General features: G+C 64.9%; 22 protein-coding genes. 16 read left to right on the top strand and 6 right to left on the bottom strand.

Annotation, left to right across the window (positions count from 1 at the left end; translation table 11 throughout):
- The first annotated feature begins 85 nt into the window (after positions 1 to 85).
- The gene (locus tag NSE01_RS01735; RefSeq protein WP_147157899.1) at positions 86 to 385 is read left to right on the top strand and encodes a hypothetical protein; all 300 of its coding nucleotides are present in this window, start codon (positions 86 to 88) and stop codon (positions 383 to 385) included.
- Between the two features lie 39 nt (positions 386 to 424).
- Here NSE01_RS01735 and NSE01_RS01730 read toward each other — a convergent pair whose 3' ends face one another.
- Complete coding sequence (locus NSE01_RS01730; RefSeq protein ID WP_147157898.1) at positions 425 to 877, bottom strand: PaaI family thioesterase; 453 nt, start codon at positions 875 to 877, stop codon at positions 425 to 427.
- A 165-nt stretch (positions 878 to 1042) separates the two neighbouring features.
- Here NSE01_RS01730 and NSE01_RS01725 point away from each other — a divergent pair, with 165 nt between their 5' ends.
- From NSE01_RS01725 to katG, 6 genes are all read left to right on the top strand, one after another.
- The gene (locus tag NSE01_RS01725; protein ID WP_170233721.1) at positions 1043 to 1354 is read left to right on the top strand and encodes an FtsB family cell division protein; all 312 of its coding nucleotides are present in this window, start codon (positions 1043 to 1045) and stop codon (positions 1352 to 1354) included.
- A gap of 46 nt (positions 1355 to 1400) precedes the next feature.
- Positions 1401 to 2015, top strand: a complete 615-nt coding sequence (gene folE / locus NSE01_RS01720; RefSeq protein ID WP_147157896.1) for a GTP cyclohydrolase I FolE — start codon at positions 1401 to 1403, stop codon at positions 2013 to 2015.
- A 22-nt stretch (positions 2016 to 2037) separates the two neighbouring features.
- On the top strand, positions 2038 to 2931 hold the full coding sequence (locus NSE01_RS01715; protein WP_147157895.1) for an alpha/beta hydrolase family protein: 894 nt from the start codon (positions 2038 to 2040) through the stop codon (positions 2929 to 2931).
- Between the two features lie 117 nt (positions 2932 to 3048).
- A complete protein-coding gene (locus NSE01_RS01710; RefSeq protein ID WP_147157894.1) occupies positions 3049 to 3498 on the top strand; it encodes a hypothetical protein in 450 nt (149 codons plus the stop codon).
- A gap of 41 nt (positions 3499 to 3539) precedes the next feature.
- The gene (locus NSE01_RS01705) at positions 3540 to 4241 is read left to right on the top strand and encodes a TorF family putative porin (RefSeq protein WP_170233719.1); all 702 of its coding nucleotides are present in this window, start codon (positions 3540 to 3542) and stop codon (positions 4239 to 4241) included.
- 133 nt (positions 4242 to 4374) lie between these two features.
- The gene (gene katG / locus NSE01_RS01700) at positions 4375 to 6558 is read left to right on the top strand and encodes a catalase/peroxidase HPI (RefSeq protein ID WP_147157892.1); all 2184 of its coding nucleotides are present in this window, start codon (positions 4375 to 4377) and stop codon (positions 6556 to 6558) included.
- Between the two features lie 7 nt (positions 6559 to 6565).
- Here katG and NSE01_RS01695 read toward each other — a convergent pair whose 3' ends face one another.
- The 3 genes from NSE01_RS01695 to NSE01_RS01685 form a co-directional block, all read right to left on the bottom strand.
- Positions 6566 to 7246 (bottom strand): hypothetical protein, encoded by a 681-nt coding sequence (locus NSE01_RS01695; RefSeq protein WP_147157891.1) that lies wholly within the window; start codon positions 7244 to 7246, stop codon positions 6566 to 6568.
- 27 nt (positions 7247 to 7273) lie between these two features.
- The gene (locus NSE01_RS01690) at positions 7274 to 8272 is read right to left on the bottom strand and encodes a sterol desaturase family protein (RefSeq protein WP_147157890.1); all 999 of its coding nucleotides are present in this window, start codon (positions 8270 to 8272) and stop codon (positions 7274 to 7276) included.
- Between the two features lie 152 nt (positions 8273 to 8424).
- Positions 8425 to 8904 (bottom strand): peroxiredoxin, encoded by a 480-nt coding sequence (locus tag NSE01_RS01685; protein WP_147157889.1) that lies wholly within the window; start codon positions 8902 to 8904, stop codon positions 8425 to 8427.
- A 293-nt stretch (positions 8905 to 9197) separates the two neighbouring features.
- Here NSE01_RS01685 and ahcY point away from each other — a divergent pair, with 293 nt between their 5' ends.
- From ahcY to NSE01_RS01640, 9 genes are all read left to right on the top strand, one after another.
- Complete coding sequence (ahcY, locus tag NSE01_RS01680; RefSeq protein ID WP_147157888.1) at positions 9198 to 10607, top strand: adenosylhomocysteinase; 1410 nt, start codon at positions 9198 to 9200, stop codon at positions 10605 to 10607.
- Between the two features lie 127 nt (positions 10608 to 10734).
- Positions 10735 to 13095 (top strand): sensor histidine kinase, encoded by a 2361-nt coding sequence (locus NSE01_RS01675; RefSeq protein WP_147157887.1) that lies wholly within the window; start codon positions 10735 to 10737, stop codon positions 13093 to 13095.
- 49 nt (positions 13096 to 13144) lie between these two features.
- Entirely contained in the window at positions 13145 to 13594 is a 450-nt protein-coding gene (tsaE, locus tag NSE01_RS01670; protein WP_147157886.1) for a tRNA (adenosine(37)-N6)-threonylcarbamoyltransferase complex ATPase subunit type 1 TsaE, read from the top strand.
- A complete protein-coding gene (locus NSE01_RS01665) occupies positions 13591 to 14583 on the top strand; it encodes an aminoglycoside phosphotransferase family protein (protein ID WP_371863195.1) in 993 nt (330 codons plus the stop codon). The genes tsaE and NSE01_RS01665 overlap by 4 nt, the downstream gene beginning before the upstream one ends.
- Positions 14580 to 15299: a nucleotidyltransferase family protein gene (locus tag NSE01_RS01660; RefSeq protein ID WP_147157884.1), complete on the top strand. Its 720-nt coding sequence runs from the start codon at positions 14580 to 14582 to the stop codon at positions 15297 to 15299. Before NSE01_RS01665 ends, NSE01_RS01660 begins: the two co-directional genes overlap by 4 nt.
- A complete protein-coding gene (addB, locus tag NSE01_RS01655) occupies positions 15292 to 18270 on the top strand; it encodes a double-strand break repair protein AddB (RefSeq protein WP_147157883.1) in 2979 nt (992 codons plus the stop codon). The genes NSE01_RS01660 and addB overlap by 8 nt, the downstream gene beginning before the upstream one ends.
- The gene (addA, locus tag NSE01_RS01650; protein ID WP_147157882.1) at positions 18267 to 21749 is read left to right on the top strand and encodes a double-strand break repair helicase AddA; all 3483 of its coding nucleotides are present in this window, start codon (positions 18267 to 18269) and stop codon (positions 21747 to 21749) included. Before addB ends, addA begins: the two co-directional genes overlap by 4 nt.
- Before the next feature lie 65 nt (positions 21750 to 21814).
- Entirely contained in the window at positions 21815 to 22135 is a 321-nt protein-coding gene (trxA, locus tag NSE01_RS01645) for a thioredoxin (protein WP_147157881.1), read from the top strand.
- Between the two features lie 82 nt (positions 22136 to 22217).
- Positions 22218 to 23849 (top strand): M20/M25/M40 family metallo-hydrolase, encoded by a 1632-nt coding sequence (locus NSE01_RS01640; protein ID WP_246134979.1) that lies wholly within the window; start codon positions 22218 to 22220, stop codon positions 23847 to 23849.
- Positions 23850 to 23995: 146 nt separating this feature from the next.
- Here NSE01_RS01640 and NSE01_RS01635 read toward each other — a convergent pair whose 3' ends face one another.
- Both NSE01_RS01635 and NSE01_RS01630 read right to left on the bottom strand, forming a co-directional pair.
- On the bottom strand, positions 23996 to 24796 hold the full coding sequence (locus NSE01_RS01635; RefSeq protein WP_147157880.1) for an inositol monophosphatase family protein: 801 nt from the start codon (positions 24794 to 24796) through the stop codon (positions 23996 to 23998).
- Positions 24793 to 25398, bottom strand: a complete 606-nt coding sequence (locus NSE01_RS01630; RefSeq protein ID WP_147157879.1) for a glutathione S-transferase family protein — start codon at positions 25396 to 25398, stop codon at positions 24793 to 24795. Before NSE01_RS01630 ends, NSE01_RS01635 begins: the two co-directional genes overlap by 4 nt.

The following is a 25398-nucleotide window of genomic DNA, read 5'->3' as shown; positions in this document are numbered from 1 at the left end:
GAGAGCCGCCAGCCCGGATCAACCCTATTGACATTGATGTAGGCAGCATGGTTCCTTCCTGCCCGAACCACAAAGGGAGAGATCCATGTCAGTTGCCGGCAAGTATGAATGCGTGACCCGTTCGCCGATGGGCGATCAGACCTCGATCCTCACCGTCGAAGTCGACGGCAGCAGCTTCAGCGGCAGCAATTCCGGGCCGATGGGCAACATGGAAATCACTGGCGGGACAGTCGATGGCAACACCATCGCATGGTCGAGCAACATCACCGTGCCGATGCCGATGAAGCTCGATTGCACCGCCACCATCGACGGTGACGCGCTGAACGGCACGGTTACGGCGGGCATGTTTGGCAGCTTCCCGATGACCGGCAAGCGCATCGGCTGATTGCCGGGCCGGGGGAGGGCGCTCCTCCCCCAACTGCCTTCAGCGCGCGTGGATGCGCTTGAACGTACCGGAAAAGGCGAGCGCCGGTTCGCCGTCTGCTGTGATGAGGCCGCGTGCAAAGACAAGGCTACGCCCCGCGCGGATCACTTCACCGCGTGCTTCGAGGAGTTGTCCGGCGCGGGCCGGGCCGACGAACTCGGAATTGAAAGTGACGGTAACCCCGCTCATCTCCTCGCCGTTTGCGCTGGCAATCATGAACAGCGAGAAATCGCCGAAGGTCATAAGGCAGCCGCCGTGGATGCTGCCATGCGCGTTGCAGTTCTTCGCGCGCGGGCGAAAACCGGTGACGAGGCCCTGTTTGTCGCGGCGGACGTAGAACGGGCCGACGTCATCCTCGAACGGATCGTTGCCTGCCCAGTGATACCATCCCGCCCAGTCCGGATCGGTCGCGGCTTCGAGCTTTCCGGCGAAAGGCGGAGTCTGGATCGTCATGCTATAGGTCTGTCCCTGAGCGTTTGGTGTTGCCCTAGAACAGGAATCGGCCCGCGAGAAGCCGTCTGCGTCTGGCCCGCAGATCAGCGCTCCGCGTAAACATCCTGTACCAGAATTGCACTTTTCCGGTTGTATCGGCGGTGCAAGTATGATTCTGTCAGTTTGATGAAACGTCGCCCGAATTCCCTCAAGCTTCCTCGTGAGAGCATGGCGCAGACCTTTGCGCTGGTGGTGCTGCTGCTGCTTGGGGCCATCGCGCTGGCAGGGCCCAGCGGGGTGCTTGCATGGACGGAAAATGCGCGGCTGCTCGAACAGCGGCAGGCCGAAGTGAAGCAGCTCCAAGCGGAGCGTGACCGGCTGCGTAACCGGGTGAACCTGCTCGATCCGCGCCACGCCGATCCCGATCTGGTCGGTGAACTGCTGCGCTCCGATCTCAATGTGGCGCATCCGGACGAGATCGTCATCCAGCGCAAGTGATGCCCTGCGGCATCTGACACGCGATCTTCACGGAGCTCTATCGACAATGACCGTCCACCACGGACACGATGACGACGACTTTGGCGAGGACGGCAAGATTGTCGTTCCGGACCATGTACAGGATGCGATCCGCACGCTGATCCGCTGGTCGGGCGATGATCCGGACCGCGAGGGGCTGCTCGATACGCCGCGGCGCGTTGCGCGGGCGTGGAAGGAATATTGCCAGGGCTATGGCGAGGATCCCGCCACGCACCTCGCGCGGCAGTTCGAGGAAGTGGGCGGGTACAACGAGCTTGTGCTGCTCAAGGACATCCCGTTCCAGTCTCACTGTGAACACCACATGGCGCCAATTATCGGCAAGGCAGCGATCGCGTATCTGCCGCGTCACAAGGTTGTGGGCATTTCGAAGCTCGCCCGCGTGCTCAACGCCTATGCGCGGCGGCTGCAGATTCAGGAGCGGCTGACCGCCGAGGTCGCCACCTGCATCTGGGACAACCTCAAGCCGCACGGCGTGGCGGTGGTGATCGAGGCGCAACACGGCTGCATGACCGGGCGCGGCGTGCGCACCCCCGGCGTCGGCATGGTGACCAGCCGGATGATGGGTACGTTCCTCGAAGACAATCGCAGCCGCAAGGAAGTGCTCAGCCTGATGGGTTACTGAGGCGGAAGAGAGAGGCAAGCAGATGCAGGGAATCGCGAAATTGGCCGCCGCATCGCTGGCCCTTGCGGCACCGATGGCCGTCGCTGCACCGCTGGTCTCGGCCGCTCCCGCCATTCCCCCTGCGATCTACACCGATCCCCCTGCCGATGCCGCGCATCCGGCGCGGATGGAAGTGCTTCATATCCCCAGCGGCGGGGTGGAGATCAATGGCGTCGCCTATCTGGCTGCGGGCGCCGGGCCGCACCCAACCGTGGTGATCTGCCACGGTCTTCCCGGCAACGAGAAGAACCTCGACCTTGCGCAGGCCTTGCGGCGTCAGGGCTGGAACGCCATCACGTTCAACTATCGTGGTTCGTGGGGCAGCCCGGGCACGTATCGCTTCGGTCAGAACCCCGAGGATGCGCGTGCCGTCCTCGCGTTTCTTCGCGTGCCGGCCAATGCCGCCCGCTTTGGCATCGATCCCGCGCGCATGGCGATGGTCGGGCATTCGATGGGCGGTTGGGTAACGGCGATGACTGGCTCTGAGGAGCCGGAACTACGCGGCCTGGTGATGATTTCCGCCGGGGACTTTGGCATGGTTGGCCAGATGCCGGAGGCTGATCGTACAAAGCTGGTTGCCGAAAATAGCGAGACCTTGGCCAACACGCCGCAGGTGCTTTCCGCCGAACTCGGCGCGCATGCCAGCGAGTGGGACTACGTGAACCGCGCCGAAGCGCTCAAGGCGATGCCGCTGCTCGTGCTGACCTCCGAAGATGGCCTCGCACCGCATGGCGATGTGCTGGTGGCAGCCGTGCGCAAGGCAGGCGGCACCAAGGTCCAGACCGCACATGTTGCGACCGATCACAGCTGGTCCGATCACCGCATCGACCTCGAAGCGCGGGTGATCCGCTTCCTTGAACCGCTGCTGGCGAAATGACGGACTGACCGCTGCTCAGCAATCAAATATTACTGAGCAGTCGTTTTCTGCACACCAGAACGTGCCTATCTTTCGTTTGGACCCGGCCATAACCGGGCCATTGCAGGAGACAGGACTATGCGTATCTGTGCGCTCGCTTTTGCAGCGACAACTCTGGCGCTTGGCGCTCCGGTGCAGGCGATGGAACACAAGGCCACGATCGACCATCCGGTGGGCCAGATCGCGGCTGACTATTCGGGCACGACCAAAGTGGCGATGCAGCAGGTCGGTACGGCCGGCGTCGGCGGGCGGCAGGACAGCTTGCGTTGCCACTGGAGCGTTTCGCTCGTGGTTGAGCGGCAGGCCCGGCTCGGCGAAGGGCCGGAAGCCCGGCACACTTTGGCGCGCTCCAATGTCGTCAAGGGCTCTGCGCCGGGCTGGTGTCCGCAGCAGGGGCATCTGGCCGAACGCATCGCGGCACGGCACCGCGATGATCTGCACGCCGCGATGATGGCGCTGGTTGAACAGGACCGCGCGCTGATCCTCGCCGAGGCAGACCGCATGCGCGGGGCCCCGCGCGAGAGCTGAGCCGACTTATGGCCCCCGGGGCAAGAGCTGCGCTGGCGGGAATGGCGCTTTCCCTGCCAGTCGCAGCATCGGCGAGGTCGTTGGACGGCGGGATCGAAGCGGCCAGCGACGACATCCGCGCCGGCATCAGCTGGAGCGGCGGCCGCGCATCTGCTTCGGCTGACGCACGGTTCGATCTGACCGTGTTCGATGCATCGCTGCGCGTCGCCGCGCTACGCGGTGCGCCGCGCCACGCCGGGGCAGATGTGCTGGCAGACGTTGCGGTTGGGCGCGACTGGAGCCTTGGTGCAGTCACGCTTCGCACCGAGGCTATCGGCCATATCTTCGGCGGGGCTTCCCGGCACATGGATTTTGGCGAACTCGCGCTCGGTGCAAGGTATGGCCTTGGCCCGGTGCGTCTGGCCGCGACAGCTTGGTATGCCCCGCGCCAAAGCACGATCGGTGGAGATAACCTCCATTTGCGCCTCGCCGCTGATGCGGGGCTGCCCGGTTTGCCGATAACCCTGCTGGCCAGCGCAGGCTACACCACTGGCAGCGGCGATGATGCGCGCACAGCGCGCCTACGGCCCGGCGGAGACTATGCGGATTGGAAGATTGGCGCGGAATACTCGCGCTATCCGCTGTCTATCGGAGTTGATTATGTGGGCACCGATATCGCGTTGGCGCGGCTCAAGGCATCTCCGTTTGCAGATCCATCGGGCATTGGAGACCGGCTCGTGGCGCGCGTGCGGTTTTCGTTCTGATTGACCACTTCAGTCGATTGGAATTTCAGTCTTCATGGTCAAATCCGATCACTGCGATGAAGTTTACTCGCTTCCCGCCCTAAGCACCTAGGCGTAGTTTTGTTCCACCGAAAACGCGATGGAGTCTCTCCCCATGAACATGCAGACCGGTGACGCAGCAGGTGGTTGCCCGGTTCACAAGGGCGCCGCGCGCGCCCTGCTGGGCCGTACGAACAAGGACTGGTGGCCCGAGGCGCTTCCGGTCGACATTCTTCATCAGGGCGGCGTTTCGCCTGATCCGATGGATCCCGGCTTCGATTACCGCGAGGCGTTCGAGGCGCTCGATTACGCCGCGCTCAAGGCCGATCTCACCGCGCTGATGACTGATAGCCAGCCTTGGTGGCCGGCGGACTATGGCCACTACGGCCCGTTCTTCATCCGTATGGCGTGGCATGCGGCCGGTACTTATCGCACGGCGGATGGTCGCGGCGGAGCGAACAGCGGGCAGCAGCGTTTTGCTCCGCTCAATTCCTGGCCTGACAACGGCAACCTCGACAAGGCGCGGCGGCTGCTCTGGCCGATCAAGGCAAAGTACGGGAAGCATATCTCGTGGGCGGATCTCTTCGTCCTCGCCGGCAATGTCGCGATTGAATCGATGGGTGGGCCGGTCTTCGGCTTCGGCGGCGGCCGTGCGGACGTCTACGAACCCGAGCGTGATATCTACTGGGGCCAGGAATCGAAGTGGGTCGATGCGGAGGAAACGCGCATCCAGCCTGACAAGCAGATGGACCTCGAGAATCCACTCGCCGCGATCCAGATGGGGCTGATTTATGTAAACCCGGAAGGTCCGGGCGGCGTGCCCGATCCGCTCGCCTCGGCGCGTGACATCAAGATCACCTTTGCGCGCATGGCGATGGACCTTGAGGAAACCGCAGCGCTCACCGCCGGTGGCCACACTTTCGGCAAGGCCCACGGCGCGGGTGATGCGGCATTGGTCGGACCTGCGCCGGAGGCTGCTGATATCACAGCGCAAGGCTTCGGGTGGCTCAGCACGCATGGCAGTGGCAAGGGCGGCGATACGATTACCAGCGGCATCGAAGGCGCATGGGTCAACACGCCGACCGAATGGTCAGGCAACTACTTCCGCCTGCTGCTTGATTACGAGTACGAACTGGTGCGTTCGCCCGCTGGCGCGCATCAGTGGCAGCCGATTGGCCAGAGCTTGGAAGACATGGCCCCGGCGGCACATGATCCGTCAATGCGCGTGCCGACGATGATGACGACCGCCGACATGGCGCTGAAGGTCGACCCAGAGTTCCGTGCGATTTCGGAGAAGTTCCGGGGCGACCACGAAGCGTTCAAGGACGCCTTCGCCCGCGCGTGGTTCAAGCTGACTCACCGCGATATGGGCCCCAAGGCGCGCTATCTCGGCCCTGAAGTCCCGGCGGAAGACCTGATCTGGCAGGATCCGGTCCCGGCAGGACGGATGCCGCTGGAAGGCGAGATTGCGGCGTTCAAGGCGGCGATCCTCGGCTCCGGCGTGGCGCCTGCGGCGTTCGTCAGGGCAGCGTGGGCGTCAGCCTCGACTTATCGGCGCACCGATCACCGCGGCGGCGCCAATGGCGCGCGCATTCGCCTTGCCCCGCAGAAGGACTGGGCGGTGAATGATCCGGCAGAGCTTGCTGGGGTGCTCGATGTGATCGAGAACCTGCGCGGCAACCTTTCGGTGGCCGATGCCATCGTGCTGGCCGGCACGGCAGCGGTCGAGGCTGCGGCGAAGGCTGGCGGCTATGAAGGTGCGGTGCCCTTCACCGGCGGCCGCGGCGATGCGAGCGCGGAATGGACCGATGCCGAGAGCTTCGCGGTGCTGGAGCCGCGCGCGGACGGCTTTCGCAACTACCTTGCGGCAAAGCACTCGGTGAAGACCGAGGAACTGTTGATCGACCGAGCTTCGCTTCTTGGCCTTTCGGCGCCGGAAATGGCGGTGCTGGTTGCGGGGCTGCGCGTGCTTGGCGCGAACCAAGGCGGTAGCGATCTTGGCGTGTTCACCGATCGCGTCGGCGTTCTCTCCAACGACTTTTTCGTCAACCTGCTCGACATGGGTACAGCGTGGAGTGCGGTGGACGGCAGCGACGAGGAAGAGTTCGTCGGGCAGGACCGGGCAACCGGCGCGGTCAAGTGGCGCGCAAGCCGGGCCGACCTCGTGTTCGGTTCGAACAGCCAGCTGCGGGCCGTTGCGGAAGTCTATGCCGAAGCGGGCGGGAACGAGAAGTTCGTGGCCGACTTCATCAAGGCGTGGACCAAGGTGATGAACGCGGACCGCTTCGACCTCGCGTAATCAGCCTTCAACCCTCAAGGGTTTGCTGGAACCGCCGCCTGATCAGCCAAGGCTCGAGCAGGCGGCCCAGCACCCACAAGGCTGCGAAGATACCGGCAAAGACATAGGCGGGGGTGGGCGAGAAGCCATCCTTCTCCCCATCGCCGTCCTTTTTCTTGTCGCCAGCGCCTTTCTTGGCGTCCTTCTTCTCGTCCTTGGGCTTTTCCGGCGCTGGGGCACCAAGAAACTTGTCGACGGGGTTGAGCTTGATCTCGCCCTTCTTGGCCTCTTTCGCCTTTTCCTTCTTCATCTGCTCTTCGCTCGGCGGCTTCTCGAGCGTGCCGAGAAACACCGTGAACTGCCCGATCGCGAGGAACAGCAGCGGGGCAAGGAAGCAATAAAGCAGCGCGCGGCTGACGAGGCGGTAGCGCAGGACAAGGCCCTGCTGGCCAGGTTCGATCCGCAGCGTGCCGCTATCGACAATCGAAAGCGGATCCTGTGCGAGTTGGTCCCGCTTTGTCACCATCACCACGTCACCCATCCGCGCATGAGTCGTGCCGGAATGGGCGAAGAGTGGATCGAGCCTGCTGAGGGCTTCGTCGGCACATAGCCCGGCGGGCACGGACACCTCACCACGGATGTGCCAGATCCACCGGACAAGGTTCAATATCCCGGACGTTTCGGTGGTGGTGGCTGGCTGGCTTTCCATGCCCGATGTGCTGAGCGAGGCCACGCGCTATTCGGCCGGAACTGCGGAATGGTCGGCAAAGAACGGCTCGCGCGATTTGCGCTCTTTCCACGCCCTCCAGCCTTCGGTGAAGGGGTAGTGCATCTGCTCGCGGATCGACATGCGGCGACCACCTTCCATGCCGAGAAGTTCTGCCTCGCCATCGATGCAGGTGCCGAACATGCGGTCGATGAAGATGAAGGTGTTGCAGTAGTTGCTGCGCGTGGATTCGAAGTCCTGCGAGTGGTGCAGGCTGTGGTGCTCGGTCGTGTTGAATGTCCAGCGCCACCAGCGCGGGCTGTTGAAGCGCACGTTGATGTGCTGATACGCGCCGACCGACATGCCGATGGCACCCGCCAGCAGGAACGCGCGCGGCAGGAAATCGAACAGGCCGCCGATGCCGAGGCCGATCAGGAACAGTTCCAGCGGATTGCCCACCGCGCCTTTGTGGACGTTGAGCTGTGTGATGTAGTGGTGCACCGAATGCGGCAGCCACAGCGGGTACCAGTTGTGCATGCCGCGATGCATCCAATATTGGACGAAGTCGAAGATGAAGACGATCAGGAACGCCTGAACGAGCAGCGGCAGGCTGGTGAACCAGGCGAACTTGTCGAAATCGAAGCCCTTTTGCAGTGCTTCAATGATCGCATCGCTACCGATGTAATTATCAACGAGCCGCACGCACGTATAGGAAATGCCGACGTAAAAGAGGTCGGTCGCGAGTTCCTTCCAGGTGATCTGCCAGCTCTTGTGGCGCGGATTCACGAATTCGAGGATCTGGAGGAGCAGGCGAAAGACGATGCTGATGCCGATGGCGGTCGAGGCTTTCGCGATCGAGTTCGGCGCATAGTACCAGAATGCGACCATGCCGAAGAGGACGGCGGGCTGGAACCAGGTGAAAAACAGGCGCTTGAAGGTGCCGCCTTCGACTTTGGGAATGTTGTCCCAGCCGATCGTGACCGGAGACTGGGTCCCCACAATGCGCTTTCCGACTCGAATACCGTCCATCACGCGTCCCCATGGTGCGGTGCAGCGAGGGGGAGGATGGCAAATATTTGACGGTCGTCAAGCCCGTAGAATCGGACCTTTAGGGCTGGAAACCTACCGCAGTGCGGCGCCGTATGCGCTGCACTGCGGCATGAGTATTACGAAGTATTACGTCACAGGTTCTCGAGCACATACTCGGCCGAGGAGACCTTGAAGTCGCCCGGGGCTTCAACGTGGAGCTGTTCGACGGTGCCATCGTTGACAACCATCGCGAAACGCTGGCCGCGGATGCCGAGGCCGAAGCCGGTGCCGTCCATGGTGAGGCCGAGCGCCTTGGCGAAATCGCCGTTGCCGTCCGCCAGCATGGTGACATCCGCCGAACCGGCAGCCGCGCCCCATGCCTTCATCACGAAGGGATCGTTGACCGCGGTGCAGGCGATTTCGTCCACGCCCTTGGCACGGATTGCGTCGGCCTTTTCGACGAAGCCCGGGAGGTGCTTTGCCGAGCAGGTGGGCGTGAACGCGCCCGGAACCGAGAACAGCGCGACGCGCTTGCCGGCAAAGTATTCGGCGGACTGCACCGCATCGATGCCGTCAGCCGTGGCTTTCACCAGCTTCACGTCAGGCAGCTTGTCTCCAACCGCAATCGTCATGGGCAAGGATCCTCTTTGTTGTGTTGATCTGTGCGTTGATGCGCATGGGTCGATATAGGCGCGGTGTGTGACAGCGCAACCGTGAGGCGAGCCTAGCTGGCGCATTGGCCGCCACGGGTGCGCTGGCAAGCAGCGGCACTACCTGTGCGGCGGAGGCGAGCTCTGCGAAGGGTGATATAAAGACTTCTTTATATACTAATTGCGCATTGCCGAGAGGCCCGCTAAGGGGATGGCATCACAGCCCTCCCGAAGGCGGGCCTGTTTGTTTGATCTGCAATCTTGGAGACTGCCTCGTGGCCAGCGTGCTTGACGCCCGGAAAGACTATGTGATCGCCGATATCGGCCTTGCCGACTTCGGGCGCGCCGAAATCAGGATTGCCGAGACCGAGATGCCCGGCTTGATGGCGCTTCGCGAGGAATTCGGTCCGTCGCAGCCCTTGAAGGGCGCGCGCATCACCGGTTCGCTGCACATGACGATCCAGACCGCCGTGCTGATCGAGACGCTGACCGCGCTCGGCGCTGAAGTGCGCTGGGCCACCTGCAACATCTTCTCGACGCAGGACCATGCCGCCGCTGCAATCGCTGCCGCTGGCATCCCCGTGTTTGCGATCAAGGGCGAGAGCCTTGCGGAATACTGGGACTACGTGGGTTCGATCTTCGACTGGGGTGACGACATCACCGCCAACATGATCCTTGACGATGGCGGCGACGCCACGATGTTTGCGCTGTGGGGCGCGCGCGTTGAAGCGGGCGAGAAGCTGTTCGAGCCCAGCAACGCCGAGGAAATCGAGTTCGTCCGCGCGCTGACCGCGTTCCTCAAGAAGAAGCCCGGCTACCTCACGGCTTCGGTGAAGGCCATCAAGGGCGTCTCGGAAGAGACCACCACCGGCGTCCACCGCCTCTACCAGATCGCCAAGGACGGCAAGCTGCCGTTCCCCGCGATCAACGTGAACGATTCGGTGACCAAGTCGAAGTTCGACAACCTCTATGGCTGCAAGGAATCGCTGGTCGACGCGATCCGCCGTGCCACCGACGTGATGCTCGCCGGCAAGGTCGCCTGCGTCGCGGGCTTTGGTGACGTGGGCAAGGGTTCGGCCGCTTCGCTGCGTCAGGGCGGCGCGCGCGTCATGGTCACCGAGATCGATCCGATCTGCGCGCTGCAGGCCGCGATGGAAGGCTATGAAGTCGTCACGATGGAAGAGGCGGTGAAGCGCTGCGACATCTTCGTGACCGCGACCGGCAACGAAGACGTCATCACCGCCGATCACATGAAGGCGATGAAGCCGATGTCGATCGTGTGCAACATCGGCCACTTCGACAGCGAGATCCAGATCGCTGCGCTTTCGAACTACAAGTGGACCGAAGTGAAGCCCGGCACCGACCTCGTCGAGTTCCCCGACGGCAAGCAGATCATCGTGCTCGCCAAGGGTCGCCTCGTGAACCTCGGCTGCGCCACCGGCCACCCCAGCTTCGTGATGAGCGCCAGCTTCACCAACCAGACGCTGGCCCAGATCGAACTGTTCACCAAGGCCGATCAGTACAAGAACGAAGTCTACGTGCTGCCCAAGCACCTCGACGAGAAGGTTGCGGCGCTGCACCTCGCCAAGCTTGGCGTGCAGCTCTCGAAGCTCTCGGAGAAGCAGGCCAGCTACATCGGCGTGCCGACCGAAGGTCCGTTCAAGCCGGATCACTATCGCTACTAAGCTTTGTCAGAAGCAGTGGACGGAACGAGGCCCGTGCGAAAGCGCGGGCCTTTTTCGTTTGGCGATCCCACAGCTTGTGAGGCGCGGCGCATTGTAATTTGTGGCGCTGCACCCTAGCCAAGCAGGCATGGTCCTGCCGCCTTTTGCCCTTGTTCTCATCGCGCTGGTCCTGGCTGCCTGGACGCTTGGCGCCGCATGGGCCGTGCTTGCCGCACGCGGGCGGCTCGCGCGAGCCGAAGCGACCCAGCGCCTTGCGCGGCGGCTGTCCCGAATGATCGAGGAAGCACCGGCGCTTCCGTTGCTGGTGCGGGCTGACGGGCGAATCGAAGGGCCATCGCGGCTCGCGGGCTGGCTTGGCATCGATGCCATGCCGGGTTTCCTCAGCGAACTCGACGCGGGCGAGAAGGGGTTTGATGAGGTTCAGCTCTCGCAGCTGAGTGACGCGGTGCGCCGTGCGCAGAAGACCGGCGCGCCATTCGAACTGGCGCTGACGCCGCGCGGCGGCAAGCGTAGCCTTGGCGTGCGCGGGCATCTTGCCGATCCGCAGGTGTCTCCCGGCGGTGCGGCGCTGGTGTGGTTCTTCGATTTCACTGACAGCGTCGGCGAATTGCGCAAGCTGCGCGCCGAAGCTGCTTCGGCCCGCGCAGATTTTGCGGCGCTCGCCGGACTGATCGAGGCTGCGCCGCTGCCGATGTGGTTCCGCGGTCCGGACATGGCGCTGCGGCTCGTCAATAGTGCTTATGTCAAGGCTGTGGGGGCGCCGAGCGCGGCGGATGTAGTCGCGTCGGGGACCGAACTGATCGAACCGGTCGAGGGGGTCAGCGCGGCCAAGATTGCCCAGCAGGTCTACAACCGCCGTTTGCCGATCGAACGCGTCGTCTCCGCCACCATTGGCGGTCAGCGCCGTTCGATCCGTGTTTCCGATTTGCCGCTCGGCGAGGATGGTGTCGCGGGTTACGCGGTCGACACCGAGGAAATGGAGGAGCTGCAGCGCCAGTTCCGCCGCTTCCGTGAGGCGCAGCGCGAGATGCTTGATACGCTCTCAGCGGGGATTGCGCAGTTCGATGAGAAGCGGAACCTCGTCTTTGCCAACCAGCCGTTCTTGCGCATCTTCAGCGTCCCGCAGGCCTGGGTGGTCGATACGCCGCCGTTCGACCGCGTGCTCGACCGTATGCGCGACAGCGCGCGCCTACCCGAAGTACGCGATTTTCCGGAATGGCGGCGCGAGCGGCAGGGCTGGTTCCTCTCGCGGGAGCCACGTGAGGAATCGTGGCACCTCAGCGATGGCACCCATCTGCGTGTGATCGGTCAACCGATGCCGGATGGCGGCCTGCTGATGATCTTTGAGGATCGCACCGAACAGCTCCAGCTTTCCGCCACGCGCGACACGCTGCTGCGCACCCGCACAGCGACATTCGACAACTTGTTCGAATCGCTCGCTGTGTTCGGGCCCGATGGCCGCTTGCAGCTTTGGAACCGCCGCTTTGCCAGCGAACTCGGGCTCGAGGAGGAATTCCTCGCGACCCATCCACGCGCCGATGCGCTGCTCAGCCGTATCGCGAAGCTGCTAAAGCGCCCGGCGCAGGTGAGCACGATCGGCCAGGTGATCCAGTCCGCCTCGCTGGAGCGCAAACAGCAGAGCGGGCGCATTCTGCTGGCGGATGGGCGCTCTTTCGCGATCGCCGGGGTGCCGCTGCCCGATGGCAACGGCCTGCTCACCGTGCTCGACATCACCGATTCCGAGAAAGCCGAGGCGGCGCTGCGCGAACGCAATGCCGCGTTGGTCGAGGCGGACGCGGTGAAGACGCGCTTCATCGCCAACATGAGCTATGAATTCCGCACGCCGCTGACGTCCATCGGCGGCTTTGCCGAACTGCTGCAAAGCGGCATTGCGGGCGAACTCAGCCCGCAGGCGCAGGAGTATGTCGGTGCGATCCTCACCTCGGTCGAGCGGCTTGGCGAGCAGATCGAGAACGTGCTCGATCTTTCGCAGAGCGAGGCGGGCACGCTACCGCTGGCGGCCGAGCCTGTCGACTTGTTCGCACTGCTCAGCGAAGTCGTACGCGAACGGTCAGAGCGGTTGAGCGACGCCGGAATTGCGCTCGATCTGCGCGGCTCTTCGGCCATCGGAAATGCGACTGGGGACCGCAAGCGGCTGCGGCGGTTGTTTGGACAGCTGATCGACAACGCGATTGCCGCGATCCCCAAGGGCGGGCGCATTCTGGTAGAGGCATCGCGCCGAAAGGGCGGCAAGAGCGGGAAGGGCGCACTTCAGGTCGTCGTTTCCGACAACGGCGAGGGCATGGACCCAGCCCAGCTTGCCCGCGCGCTCGAAGGCCTCAAGATCAGCGCCGACGGCCGCTCGGTCGAACGGCGCGGCGGTGTCGGCCTGCCGCTCGTCCGCCAGCTTGTCGCGGCCCATGGGGGGACATTCGAACTCCTGTCCGAAAAGGGCGAGGGAACCAGCGCAATGGTGACCTTGCCATGAAGTGGGATTGGGCCATGAAGTGGATCTGGGCCATCAAGGGAATTGGACAATGATCGTACCTCTCCCCGATCTCGCCGCGACCGATGCGCTCGCTCGCCGCATCGCCACTCTGCTGCATCCCGGCGATGTGATCGCCCTCAGCGGCGGCCTTGGCGCAGGGAAGACGACGCTGGCCCGCGCGATCATCGCGGCGCTAGGATATGTGGCCGAGGTGCCGAGCCCCAGCTTCGCGATCATCGAGGTCTATGATCCGCCCGCCTTGCGCTTGCGCGTCGTCCACGCCGATTTCTATCGGCTCGAGGATCCGGAGGAAGTGGCTGAACTCGGGCTCGACGACTACCGCGCCGATGCCGTGCTCATCGCGGAATGGCCCGAACACGCGGGCGGTTTTGCGCACGAACCGGCGTGTCTGTCGATTAGGCTCGAAATCCTTGAAAACGAGCGTGTCGCCATTGTCGAGGCGGGGCCGGATTGGCTAGAGCGCAGGGGATGGACGTGACCCTTACTGAAAGCGCTCTTCCCGAAGGCGCGCCCGCGTTTCTTTCCGCTGCTGGCTGGGGCACGGCAGTTGTCGAACCGATTCCCGGCGATGCCTCCGCGCGGCGCTATTTCCGCCTGCGCCGCCCGGGCTCGACCGCGATGCTCATGCATGCGCCGCCGCCGGGCGAGGATCCCGAACCGTTCCTGCGCGCAGCCCGCTGGCTCGATGGCAACGGCATGCGCGCGCCGCAGATCTACGCCGAGGATACGGCGAAGGGCTTCGTGCTGCTGGAGGACTTCGGCGAAGTCCGCATGCGCGAATATGTCGATGCGTGGCCACAGGACGAGCGCGAGGTCTATAGGCACGCGGTCGATGCCCTGGTGCAATTGCACCGCCTCCCGCCGGGGCCGTTCACGGCCTATTCGCTGACCGAGTATCAGCGCGAGGCGCGGCTCTTCGTCGAATGGTATTGCCCGGTGCAAGGGCTGGGCGTTGATCTCGCGAGCTGGACCCGGGCGTGGGAGGAAGTTCTCGGCCCGCTGCTGGCGCGCCAACGTCCGGGCGTGACAGTGCTGCGCGATTACCACGCCGAAAACATCATGCTCGATGGCGGTCTGGGCAAGCAGGGCCTGCTCGATTTTCAGGACGCACTCGTCGGCCACGCCGCCTACGATCTCGTGTCGCTGCTTCAGGATGCCCGGCGTGAGGTTGACCCGGAACTCGAGCGCGTGATGCTCGCGCATTACATCGCGGCGAGCGGCGCCGAAGCGAACTTTGCCGAGGACTACGCAAGGCTTGGCGCGCAGCGCAACGCCAAGATCGTCGGCATTTTCGTGCGGCTGTGGCAGCGTGATGGAAAGCCGCGCTACCTTGACTACATCCCGCGCGTGTGGGGCCTGCTGGAGCGCGATCTCGCGCATCCCGCGCTTGCCCCGGTCGCGCGGTGGTTTGATGCCAACGTTCCGGCAGACCTGCGCGCGCAGCTTGGCGGGACTTTCAACGTATGACGACGCTCGCCAGCGATGTCGCGATGGTGCTCGCCGCCGGGATTGGCAAGCGCATGCGCCCGCTTACAGCGACGCGGCCCAAGCCACTCGTGCGCGTGAATGGTCGCGCGCTGATCGACCACAGCCTCGACAAGCTGGTCGAGGCGGGCGTCTCTCGTGCGGTGGTCAACGTGCATTATCTGCCGGGCCAGATCGAGGCGCATCTCGCGCAGCGCAGCGCGCCTGCCACCACGGTCTCGGACGAGCGCGAAGCCTTGCTCGAAACCGGCGGAGGCATGGTCAAGGCGCTGCCGCTGCTGGATGCCGATCCGTTCTTCTGCCTCAACAGCGACAATGTCTGGCTCGATGGGCCGCAGAATGTGTTCGCAGCGCTCAGCGATGCCTGGGATGCGGCGAAGATGGACGCGCTGCTGCTGCTGGTGAACCACTCGCGGGCGTTCAACTATACCGGGAGAGGGGATTTCCACCTCGATCCGCTGGGCCGGATTACGCGCCGCAAGGCGGGCCGCGTTGCGCCGTTCATTTACACCGGCATCCAGATCGTCTCGAAGCGCCTGCTGCGCGATGCGCCAGAGGGTGCCTTCTCGACGGGTGTGCTGTGGGACCGCGCGATTGCGGAGGGGCGGCTCTATGGCATTTCGCACACTGGCCTGTGGTTCGAAGTCGGCGCACCCGAAATGATCGCGCCGACTGAAGCCGCGCTTCAGCGTGGCTGAGCGCACGCCGAGCATCTATTCGATTGCCGCGCACCGCGGCTTTGCCGACGCACTCGTGGCCGGACTTGTACCGCGCTACCGTGAGGAAGGCTTTGGCCTCGCGCGGCTGACGCTGCTGCTGCCGACCCGCCGTACGGTGCGCATCGTGACCGAGGCCTTTATCCGGGCGAGCGGTGCGGATGGCGGCTTGCTGCTGCCGCGCATGGCCGTCGTCGGCGATCTCGATCTCGACGAGACGCTGGGTCCGCTCCTCGATCCGCTGGGGCAGGGGGCAGATTTGCCGCCCGCCGCAGATCCGGCAGCGCGCCTGCTAGAGCTGGCGGACATGTTGCGCAGCGATCCCGAGACGCGTGCTGCGACTGCGCCCGGTCTGCTGCGGCAGGCGCGCGCATTGGCGCAGGCAATGGACCGCCTTGCGGTGGAGGACGTGGAACTGGACTCGCTGCTCGATCCGGATGTGATCGGGCTGGTGGGCGAGCTTGCCGAGCATTGGCAGCGCGGCACGGCGCAGTTCGCCCGGATCCTCGTGCGGTGGCGCGCACGGTGCGAGGAGCGCGGAGAAATCGACGCGCCGGTGCGGCGCAACCGCTTGCTAGGCCATGTTGCCGAACGCTGGCGGCGCGAGCCGCCGCCTCACCCCGTGGTCGCGGCAGGCGTGACGTCAGCGGCGCCTGCGGTCGCGCGCTTGCTGCGGGTCGTCTCCGAACTCCCGCAGGGGGCAGTGATCCTGCCCGATCTCGATCTCGCGCTGCCTGATGCAGTGTGGGATGCGCTGGGCGCGGCGGGCAATACAGATAGTCCGGGGGCACCGGTTTTCGCGCACGGCGACGTGGCGACGCATCCGCAATACCATCTCAAGCTCCTGCTGGCGCGCATGGGTATCGGGCGCGATGAAGTGCAGGCGTGGCACCGGTCCGGCCCGGCTGCCGCACCGCCGGAGCGCAGCCGTGCGATCTCGAACCTGTTCCTGCCACCCGAAGCGAGCACCGTGTGGGCTGAACTTCCGGCCGAAGCGCGGCGCCTTTCTGGGGTGCGGCTGATGGAGACCGCGCATCCCGAGGAGGAAGCGCAGGCCGTCGCGGTGTTGGTGCGGCAGGCGCTGGGCGAGCCGGACAAGCGTGTTGCGGTGATTACGCCCGATCGCGATCTGGCGCAGCGGCTCGTCGCGCATCTCGAGCGCTGGGGCATTGCTGCCGATGATACGGCGGGTCGCCCTCTGTCGCAGGCTCCGGCGGGGCGTGTGCTTTTGCAACTGGCGGAAGTTGCTGCCACGTCAGCCGCACCGGTGCCGCTGCTGGCGTTGCTGGCCCACCCGCTGGTGCGGCGCGGGGAGGACCGTGCGGCTTGGCTGGAGCGCGTACGACACCTCGATCTCGTGCTGCGCGGGCCCCGGCCGGGACCGGGCCTGGAAGCAGTGCGCGGGGCGGTGGCAGCCAAGGAAAAGGACTATCCGGGGCTGACGGCATGGTGGGATGAGGCGGCGGCCTTGCTTGCCCCGCTGGTCGATCACTTTGCGCCGCCTTCACTGGCGCTGGGTCTCGATACGCTTGCTGAAACGGCGGAGGCGCTGTGCGGGCCGGCCATCTGGGGCGAGGCGGACGGACGTGCGCTGGCAGCGTTCATCGAGCAATGGCGGGAAGCGGCGCAAGGCAGCGCCCTGCCGGTGGAGCCCGCCGATCTCCATCCGCTTTTGAGTGATGCTCTTTCAGAGATTGCGGTGCGCCCGCCCTACGGTGGCCATCCGCGCCTTGCCATCTACGGCCTGCTCGAAGCACGGATGAGCCGCGCGGACCTCGTCATCTGTGCAGGGATGAGCGAGGGCAAATGGCCCGCATCCCCTGCGCCCGATCCTTTGCTCGCCCCGCCAGTGCTGCGCGCGCTGGGCATTCCGGGTGCCGATTTCCGCATCGGCCTTGCCGCGCATGATCTTGCCGCAGCGCTTGGTGCACCGGAAGTCGTGCTCAGTCATGCCATGCGCGATGCGGGCGGGCCAGTGATCCCCTCGCGCTTTCTGCTGCGCATTCGTGCCATGCTCGGGCGCGAACTGGAACCGGAAACCGAGGCAGTGCGGATCGCGCGGGCGCTCGACAAGGTGGAAGCTGCGCAGCCCTATTTGCAGCCGGCTCCTCGGCCAAGCGCCGAGCAGCGCCGAGTCAGCATCGCTTCTACCGCGCTCGACCGGCTGCGGGGCGATCCATACCAGTTCTACGCTTCGGCGATCATGGGCCTCCGCACGCTCGATCCGCTCGATGCCGCGCCCACCGCAGCCTGGCGCGGCACCATGGTTCACGCGGTGCTGCAACGGTGGCACGATGAGGGGAGCGAGCGCGGGCGGCTGCTGCCGCTTGCCGAACAGACCCTCGATGAGCTCAGCGCGCATCCTTTCATGCGCGGGCTCTGGCGGCCCCGGCTGTTGGCGGCACTGCAATGGGTGGAGGATTACAACGCCGAACTCGCGCTGCATGGGCGCAGGCCAGTCCTGTGGGAGAAGACCGGCGCGGTCGAGATCAAGGGGGTAAAGCTCCATGGCCGGGCCGACCGGATTGACCGCCTGGCCGACGGGACGCTGGCGGTGGTTGACTACAAGACCGGCAAGCCACCTTCCGGAAAGATGGTCGAGGAAGGGTACGCCTTGCAGCTTGGCCTCATTGCCCTGATCGCCGAACGCGGCGGTTTCGAGGGGCTTGGCGGCAAGGTCCACGGGTTCGAGTACTGGTCGCTGCAGAAGAAATCGGACGTGTTCGGCTATTGCGAGGAACCGGTGCCAGACGGCAAGCGCAAGAAAACCGGGCTCCCGCGTGAGACTTTTGTGTCCGAGACGCTGCGTTTCCTGAGCGAGGCTATCGACAAGTGGATTCTGGGAGACGCGCCTTTCACCGCGCGGCCCAATCCGGATCTGCCGGGCTACACCGATTATGACCAACTGATGCGGCTCGAGGAGTGGCAGGGCCGGGGGACCAGACCAGCATGAGCAAGGTCTACCCGCTGCAGGACAACCAGCGCCTTGCCGTGCAGCCCGAACGCACCGTGTGGCTCTCCGCCTCGGCCGGTACGGGCAAGACGCAGGTGCTCTCTGCGCGCGTGCTGCGGCTGCTGCTGCAGGACGGCGTCTCGCCCGATCAGATCCTGTGCCTGACTTTCACCAAGGCGGGGGCAGCCGAGATGGCGACCCGCGTCAACGACGTGCTGGCGCGCTGGGTGCGTTTGCCCGAGACGGAACTTGCCCGCGAACTGATGCACATCGGTGCGCCACATGGTCCGGCGGTGATTGCCCGCGCGCGCAGCCTGTTTGCGGCAGTGCTCGATTGCCCAGGCGGCGGCCTCAGGATCGAGACGATCCATGCCTTCTCGCAATGGCTCCTCGGCGCCTTCCCCGCCGAGGCCGGGCTGGTCCCCGGCACCCGCGCGATGGAAGACCGCGACCGTGACCTGCTGCTGCGCGAGGTTCTCGCGGACCTCCTGATCGCCGCGCAGGAACAAGGCGACGACGCGCTGTTTGCCGCTCTCGAAGACCTCAGCCTGCGCATGGGTGAAGACGCGGTGCCTGCATTCCTGCTGCGCTGCGCCGGGGCACAAACGCTGTGGGAAGGGCCGGGCGCGTGGCAGCCACCGCTGCGGCCGCGGATCAACCGGTTGCTGGGGCTTGATGCGGAGGAGGACGGCGCAGGGCTGGCCGACCTTGTACGCGACAGCGTGTTCGATGTGCGCGCGGTAGAAGTCTGCATGGAAGCAAACCGGCGGTGGGGCGCGCGCACCGGTCTCGATGCGGCGGCAATCATGCAGGACTGGCTGGAGGCAAGCCCCGCAGCGCGCATTGCCGGGCTCGATGGTTTTGCGGATACATTCCTGACCAAGGCCGGCTTGCCGCGTGCATCAAAGAACCTCGAGAAGCATGAGCCGAACTACGCCGACTACCAACTCTGCGTGATCGAAGACCTCCAGCGCGTGCAGGAAATGCGTGCGCTGATCGATCTCGCCGCCCGGCTTGATCCGGCACTCACCTTGGGCCGCCGCTTTGCGCTTGCTTGGGCCGAGGCCAAGGCGCGCGAAGGGTTCATCGACTTCGACGACCAGATCCGGGCCGCCGCCGATCTGCTCACCAAGCAGGCACCGGCGGAATGGATCCGCTACAAGCTCGATCGCCGCTTCGATCACATCCTCGTCGACGAGGCGCAGGACACCAACACCGCGCAGTGGCGCATCGTGCTCGATGGCCTCGTCGGAGATTTCTTCAGCGGGGAAGGGCAGCGGGGCGACGTCAATCGCACGCTCTTTGTCGTCGGCGATTACAAGCAGGCGATCTTCGGCTTTCAGGGGACCAGCCCCGAAAACTTCGCCGCCGCGCGCGAACGGGTGAAGCGCCAGCTGGACGAACTGGCTGGCGTCACGGCTGATCCCGCCAAGGCGCTCCTGCCGCTGGGCCTTGGCCGTTCCTATCGCACCGCCGCCTCGGTTCTCGCCTTCGTTGACCGCGCGATCAATGCCATTGGCCCCGAACGCTTTGGCCTGCCCGAAGCGCCCGAAAAGCATGATGGAGACAAGGAGCGACCGGGCCTTGTCACCCTGTGGAAGCCGGTCGGCGGCGCTCCGGATGAGGACGACGATACGCCGCCCGGCGAAGGCGATGAAGGCGCGGAATCCTGGCTCTCGCGCCCCGACCGCGTCATGGCTGACCAGATCGCACAACAGGTAAGCCGGTGGCTGCAGGACGGGTTTCCGCTGCACAAGGGTGGTCCGCGCCGGGCAACGCCGGGCGATATCATGGTGCTGGTCCGCTCCCGCAAGGCGCTTGCCGGGCTGATCGTGGCAAGGCTCCATGCGCGCGGGGTGCCGGTGGCGGGGGTGGACCGCCTGCGGCTCGGCGCGCCGCTGGCGGTCAAGGATCTGGTAGCTGCTCTGCGCTTCTGCGCGCAGCCGCTGGACGATCTCAACCTCGCTTCATTGCTGGTTTCGCCGCTGGTGGGCTGGTCGCAGGACATGCTGCTCGAGCACGGTTACCGCGCCAAGGGCGCGCGGCTGTGGGATCATCTGCGCAAGACCGAAGGCCCGACAACATTTTTGGCGATGGAACAGCTGCGCGGTGTGCTGTCCCGCGCCGATTTCGGGACACCAGCGCAATTGCTGCACTGGTTGCTGGTGGGGCCATGGCAAGCCCGCCGCAAGCTGGTCGCCCGGCTCGGCGAGGAGGCCAACGATCCGATCGACGAACTGCTGAACGCCGCGATGGCATACGCTGGCGCCCAGACGCCCAGCCTCGTCGGTTTTCTCCAGTGGTTCGATGTCGGCGATGGCGAACTGAAGCGCGAGGCGGGTCAGAAGGCCGATCTCGTGCGCGTGATGACGGTGCATGGTTCGAAGGGCCTCGAAGCGCCGATTGTCATTCTCGCCGATGCCGCTGCTGATCCGGACAAGTCCGCTCCGCGCGAGCTCAGCCTTGAGGAGCGGGTGGCAGATGAACGCCGCACCGTCCCACTGTTGCCCTTGCGCAAGGCTGAGCAGGCCGGACCTGTCCGCGATGCAGTCGAACGCGCGGCGGCGGCCGAGCGCGAGGAGCACTGGCGTCTGCTCTATGTGGCGATGACGCGCGCCGAAGAAGCGCTGTTCATCGGCGGTGCGCTTGGCAGCAGGGCAAAGGAGGCGCCGGAGGAAAGCTGGTACGCACAGCTCGAGCCGTTGTTCGGTGACGCGGAAGGCGAGTGGCGTGAGGATCCGATCTGGGGGGCATCGCGGCAGTTGGGCGGGCTGGGGCCGCTTCCGCCCGCGCTCGCGGCCACGGCGCCAGCACCCGCAGAGGCTGATGATTTGCCTGCGTGGCTCGAGGCAGCACTCCCGGCAGAACCGCGCCCGCCTCGTCCGCTTGCACCTTCCGGTCTGGGGGACGCGGACGAAGCCCCCGATCCGCCGACACGCCCCGGCCCGGCAGCGGGGACGGCTGCGCGGCGCGGTACGTTGCTGCATAAGCTGATCGAGCGCCTGCCTGAACTGGCGCCCGAAGCGCGCGAAGCGGCGGCTCGCAACTGGCTGGCGCGCATGGCGACCGAGTTTGCGGAAGAGGACCGCGAGGCGATGGCTGCTGCCGCGCTGCGTGTGCTTGCCGAACCCGCCTGGGCGGAAGTTTTTGCCAGCGGTTCCTTGGCCGAAGTTCCAATTGCTGCCGTGGTGGGCGAACGCGTGGTGAGCGGCACCATCGACCGGCTGCTCGTGCAGGAAACGCGCGTACGTATTGTCGATTTCAAGACCGACCGCCGCCCCCCGCATGCGCTAGCCGAAGTGCCACTCGCCAGCCTGCGCCAGATGGCAGCTTATGCTGCGGCGCTGGAGGTGATCTATCCCGGTCGCCGCATCGAGGCGGCGCTGCTCTATACGCATACGCCCCGGTTGATCGAGCTTGGGGCCGATGTGATTGCGGCGCACAAGCCAGTCCTTCAGGCCGCGCAGGAAAGCTTTTAGCGCTCATTCTTGCGCGGCTCGCCAGACCGCTTACATAGCGAGACAACACAAAGGAGTTCTCTGCCATGGCTACCAAAGCCGTTACCGATGCCAGCTTTGCCACCGACGTTCTGGGCGCCGACAAGCCCGTGCTCGTCGATTTCTGGGCCGACTGGTGCGGCCCCTGCAAGATGATTGCGCCTGCACTTGAAGAAATTTCGGAAGAGCTCGCCGGCAAGGTCTCCATCGTGAAGATGGACATCATGGAAAACACCGGCATCCCCGGCGAAATCGGCGTGCAGTCGATCCCGCTGATGGTGCTGTTCAAGGATGGCAAGCCGGTCGCGCAGAAGCTGGGCGCTGCGCCCAAAAGCCAGCTCAAGGGCTGGCTGGAGAGCGTTCTCTAACGAGGCGCTGGATTGCCGGTTGGCAAGTCCGGAACGGGGTGCGAGACTGTGCGTCTGCACCCCAGTTTCGGAGCTTTGCCTGATGTCCAAGCCTACTCTTCGTCGGTCTACCCCTCTCTTCGTGGCAGCGCTGATGGCGTCCGCCCTGCCGATGCCGGTCCTCGCCGCACCGGATGGCGATAGCGCCGCGATTGCCCGGATCATCGATGAAGGCATGAACCGCAGCGAGGCGATGACCACCGCCTCTGCGCTGATGGACCGCATCGGTCCGCGCCTCACCAATTCGGAAAACCATCGCAAGGCGGAAAGCTGGGCGATGGACCTGTTCAGGCAGCGCGGGCTCGCCAACGTGCATGTCGAGCCGTTCGATTTCGGTGTGGGCTGGAACCTCGACAGCTATTCGGTTGCGATGGTCACCCCGCGTGCGTTGCCGCTGACGGCCATCCCGGTTGCATGGTCGCCGCCCACGGCAGGCACCGTGCAGGCACCCGTGGTGATCGCGCCCATGTCGCGCGAGGAGCACTTTGCCGAATGGAAGGGCAAGTTGGCGGGCAAGATCGTGCTGGTCTCGCTGCCGGGCCAGACCAGCGAGAGCAAGGGACCGGTGTTCCAGCGCTACACCGATAGCGATATCGCCGCGCTCGATACCTACACCAAGCCGGATTTCGATCCCGACGCGCCGGCGATCCAGGTCCGTAACCGCCGCTTCCAGGGCAAACTCGCCGCCTTCCTCAAGGCAGAAGGCGCGGTTGCCATGGTCAAGATCAGCTACCGTGATGGCAAGCTCGTCCACGGCGAAGGCTATGATTTTCAGCCCGGCCAGACCCTCGCGCTGCCCGCCATCGAACTGGCGCAGGAAGACTACCGCAAGCTGGTCCGCCTCGCGAAGACCGGTGCCGCACCCGAGGTCGCGATCAACGTCGCCGCGCGCTACGATGAAAGCAACTTGAAGGCCGAAAACGTGGTCGCCGAGATCCCCGGCAGCGATCCCAAGGCGGGCTACGTGATGGCCGGCGCACACTTCGACAGCTGGATCGCGGGTGACGGCGCCAACGACAACGGCGCGGGCAGCATCACGGTGCTCGAAGCGGCGCGGCTGATTGCCAAGCTTGGCGTGAAGCCCAAGCGCACGATCCGCTTCGTGCTGTGGAGCGGCGAGGAGCAGGGCCTGCTCGGCAGCCGCGCCTATATCGACCAGCATTACGCAAGCCGCCCGGTCGATCCCTCGCTCAAGGGCATCGATTCCTACATCGCCTGGCGCAATGCCTTCCCCATCACGCCGAAGCCCGAATACAGCCAGCTCAAGGCCTATTTCAACATGGACAACGGCTCGGGCCGGTTCCGCGGCATCTACAGCGAAGGCAACCTCGGCGCGGAAAAGCTGCTCAAGGAATGGCTGTCACCGTTCGACATGCTGGGCGCGGACAAGCTCGTGGTGAGTAAGACCGGCGGGACCGATCACGTCTTCCTGCAGGCGATCGGCCTGCCCGGTTACCAGTTCATCCAGGATCCGCTGGACTACGAAAGCCGCGTCCACCACTCCAATCTCGATACGGTGGACCACATGCGCGCGGACGATATGCGGCAGGCTTCGGTCATCATGGCCGGGATGCTGTGGCAGGCAGCGAACAGCGACAAGGAACTGCCACGCGCCGTGTTGCCGACGCAGCCCGCGCCCACCGATCCGTTCAAGGTGCGCGATCCCTCGCAGTGAGGTTTGGATAGGGTAGGGGGACAGGTTCCCCCTACGCATTCCATGTTCCCCCCATTCGCTCACCCTGAACTTGTCGAAGGGCGCCGGAACGACGGCCGCTCCAGATGCTTCGACAAGCTCAGCATGAGCGGGATGGGATTAGAGCGCTATTCGGCGCTGCTGTGCTTCACAAATTGATCGAACAGCGCGGGTGAAGAGGCTGCAAACAGGCCTTTTTGCCCGTGCTGGTCAGTTCGGTAAGGCGTCCCGTCCGGGCGAGCCGCCATGCCGCCTGCTTCATTGACGAACAGCACGCCCGCCGCGTGATCCCACGGCAAGGTGCGTTCGAACACGGAGATGTCGTTCACGCCAAGGACAAGCCGCGGATACTGCTCGGCAGCGCAGCGGGGGATGTCGACGAGGGTGTAGTACGGCGCAATCCTGGCCTGCACGGCAGCGCGCTGCGCGGGATCGAGGAACACGGTGCTGATGGCAGCGATGGGCGGAGTCAGCCCGGTCGTGCGGGCCGAAACGCGCTCTCCGTTGACGAACGCGCCCTTGCTCTTGTGCGCTATGCACAGCCGGTCCTGCAGCGGATCGTAGATCCAGCCGCTCTGCGTTTCGCCGCCATCGCTGAGCGCGAGGATGATGCCAAAGGGCGGTTTACCGGCGGCGAAATTGTTGGTGCCGTCAACCGGATCGATGATCCAGCACAGGCCGTTGTCAAGGCGCGACGAAAGCGCCGGATCGGCATGGACCGCTTCTTCACCGACGATGGCCGCTTCGGGGAGGATCGCGGCAAGGCCTTCCGCCAGCAGCGCTTCGGCTTCGGTGTCGGCAATCGTCACCATGTCATTCGCGGCCTTGGCGATGACCTCGTGTTCGGCCAACGTCTGATAGCGCGGTAGGATGGCCTCCTGCGCAACGCGCCGCATCAGGGCGGCAACTGCGGTATCGAGCGCGGTCATGTCAGCGGGATCATCACGTTGTCAGCATAACCGGGACGATCCTGCAGGAGGGCATACCAGTGCGCGAGGTGGGGCAGGTCCGGCCGGTCGACCGGAAGCGAGAAGTAGGTGTGGGCATAGACGCCCATCGGGATATCGGCGATGCCGAAGCGGGCACCGGAGAGCCACGGACGCTTCGCCAGTTCAGCATCGAGCAGTTCCATCATCGCGGCCGCTGCCTTAGCCGATTGCGTGACCGCAGGATCGCTGCCGTCCTTGCCTTGCCGGACGCAGCCGAGGAAGGCATCGCGCTGGGCGTCGGCAAAGTGGAACTGCCAGTCCATCCACTTGTCCCCCTGCGCTCGCTCGGCAGGGTCATCGCTGCGCAGCGCCGGAGCATAGGCATCGGCAAGATACCGCAGGATCGCGTTGGATTCCCACAGGACAACATCACCGTCTTCGATGGTGGGGATCATGCGGTTCGGGTTGAGCATGAGGTACTCGGGCGTGAAACCGAATGCGCCGCCCATGTCGATGCGCCGGTGGGCAAGGCCCATCTCGATGACAGCCCAGGCGATCTTCTTGACGTTGTGCGAATTGAGGCGGCCCCAGATCGTGATCAT

Origin of the sequence: Novosphingobium sediminis, from assembly GCF_007991615.1 — a bacterium.
Classification (GTDB): Bacteria; Pseudomonadota; Alphaproteobacteria; order Sphingomonadales; family Sphingomonadaceae; genus Novosphingobium; species Novosphingobium sediminis.
This window is presented reverse-complemented; position numbering and strand designations above follow the sequence as displayed.

Bases quoted from the DNA above. Each gene is read 5' to 3' on its own strand.
- NSE01_RS01640 (WP_246134979.1), top strand. From the start codon at position 22,218: ATGTCCAAGCCTACTCTTCGTCGGTCTACCCCTCTCTTCGTGGCAGCG.
- NSE01_RS01730 (WP_147157898.1), bottom strand. From the start codon at position 877: ATGACGATCCAGACTCCGCCTTTCGCCGGAAAGCTCGAAGCCGCGACC.
- addA (WP_147157882.1), top strand. From the start codon at position 18,267: ATGAGCAAGGTCTACCCGCTGCAGGACAACCAGCGCCTTGCCGTGCAG.
- NSE01_RS01675 (WP_147157887.1), top strand. From the start codon at position 10,735: ATGGTCCTGCCGCCTTTTGCCCTTGTTCTCATCGCGCTGGTCCTGGCT.
- trxA (WP_147157881.1), top strand. From the start codon at position 21,815: ATGGCTACCAAAGCCGTTACCGATGCCAGCTTTGCCACCGACGTTCTG.
- NSE01_RS01690 (WP_147157890.1), bottom strand. From the start codon at position 8,272: ATGGACGGTATTCGAGTCGGAAAGCGCATTGTGGGGACCCAGTCTCCG.
- folE (WP_147157896.1), top strand. From the start codon at position 1,401: ATGACCGTCCACCACGGACACGATGACGACGACTTTGGCGAGGACGGC.
- NSE01_RS01715 (WP_147157895.1), top strand. From the start codon at position 2,038: ATGCAGGGAATCGCGAAATTGGCCGCCGCATCGCTGGCCCTTGCGGCA.
- NSE01_RS01695 (WP_147157891.1), bottom strand. From the start codon at position 7,246: ATGGAAAGCCAGCCAGCCACCACCACCGAAACGTCCGGGATATTGAAC.
- NSE01_RS01710 (WP_147157894.1), top strand. From the start codon at position 3,049: ATGCGTATCTGTGCGCTCGCTTTTGCAGCGACAACTCTGGCGCTTGGC.
- NSE01_RS01630 (WP_147157879.1), bottom strand. From the start codon at position 25,398: ATGATCACGATCTGGGGCCGCCTCAATTCGCACAACGTCAAGAAGATC.
- NSE01_RS01660 (WP_147157884.1), top strand. From the start codon at position 14,580: ATGACGACGCTCGCCAGCGATGTCGCGATGGTGCTCGCCGCCGGGATT.
- katG (WP_147157892.1), top strand. From the start codon at position 4,375: ATGAACATGCAGACCGGTGACGCAGCAGGTGGTTGCCCGGTTCACAAG.
- NSE01_RS01685 (WP_147157889.1), bottom strand. From the start codon at position 8,904: ATGACGATTGCGGTTGGAGACAAGCTGCCTGACGTGAAGCTGGTGAAA.
- NSE01_RS01735 (WP_147157899.1), top strand. From the start codon at position 86: ATGTCAGTTGCCGGCAAGTATGAATGCGTGACCCGTTCGCCGATGGGC.
- tsaE (WP_147157886.1), top strand. From the start codon at position 13,145: ATGATCGTACCTCTCCCCGATCTCGCCGCGACCGATGCGCTCGCTCGC.
- NSE01_RS01705 (WP_170233719.1), top strand. From the start codon at position 3,540: ATGGCGCTTTCCCTGCCAGTCGCAGCATCGGCGAGGTCGTTGGACGGC.
- NSE01_RS01725 (WP_170233721.1), top strand. From the start codon at position 1,043: ATGAAACGTCGCCCGAATTCCCTCAAGCTTCCTCGTGAGAGCATGGCG.
- NSE01_RS01635 (WP_147157880.1), bottom strand. From the start codon at position 24,796: ATGACCGCGCTCGATACCGCAGTTGCCGCCCTGATGCGGCGCGTTGCG.